General features: G+C 77.6%; 1 pseudogene. It reads left to right on the top strand.

Features of this window, described 5'->3' with window-relative positions:
• A pseudogene (locus IH13_RS0120120) lies at positions 1-765 on the top strand (hypothetical protein); the annotation flags it as partial.
• Positions 766-949 lie beyond the last annotated feature (184 nt).

Raw genomic sequence — 949 nt, 5'->3', positions numbered from 1 at the left:
GGCCCGCGGGCCGAGCGTGAGCGGGCCGGCGCCGCGCTGCGTGCCGCCGCCGGGTCGCTGGTGGTGGCGCGGGCCCACCACGACCTCACCGGCGAGGCCGGCGTCCTCCTCGAAGCCGTCACCAGGGCACTCACCGCCGGCCCGCAGGAGGTCGCCGAGGCCGCCCAGGCCGCCGCACCCCTGGGCACGACGGCCGCCGGACTGCTCCCCGCCCTGCGGGCGGCCGTCAGCGAGGACGCCGAGCCGACCATCCCGCAACTGGACCGCGACACCGCGATCGCCACCGCCCTGTGGCAGATAGGCGGTGACGCCGAGGGAGCCGTCACGATCCTGGCCTCCGTCCTCGACCGCACCGTCGGCAATCAGCTCTGGTACCGGTGGACCGTCGTCCGCGCCCTCCGCGCCACCGCCCTCCTCGGTGCCGCCGCCCGGCCCCTGGTCCCCCGGCTGGAGCACCTGCTCGTCGCCCCCGAGAAGGCCCCTGCCGCCGCCCTCGCACTGCTCGCCGTCACCGGTCCCGACGACGTCGACCTCGGCCGGCTCGCCGAGGCGGCCCTCCACTCCGCCGACTCCGCCGAAACCGGCGCGGATGTCTCCGGCGCCTGCGAGGCCCTCCAGGCCCTCGGTGCCACGGCCCTGAACACCCGCCGGCGCCGGCGCGTCACCGAACTCGCCGAGCAGGACCGGCGCATCGTCGACTCGGGCCTCGCGAACAGCATCATCCGCGAGGACGAGCGGCTGCGCGCCGTGCTGACCGCCCTCTGATCCCGGGCCGTTCCCCGTGAGGTTCCCCGGCGGGCTCTATCCGTCCCGCCGGGGACCGGTCCGGGGGGAGACGGTCCGGGGGAGACCCGTCCGGAGGAGACCCGTTCCGGGGCGCCGTCGGCGTATGTCCTCGTCGGCGGGCAGGCGGCCCGGTGCTCGACGGCCGCCGGCCGTCGCGTGAGCC

This window comes from Streptomyces sp. NRRL WC-3549 (genome assembly GCF_000721935.1).
Lineage (GTDB): Bacteria > Actinomycetota > Actinomycetes > Streptomycetales > Streptomycetaceae > Streptomyces.
This window is presented reverse-complemented; position numbering and strand designations above follow the sequence as displayed.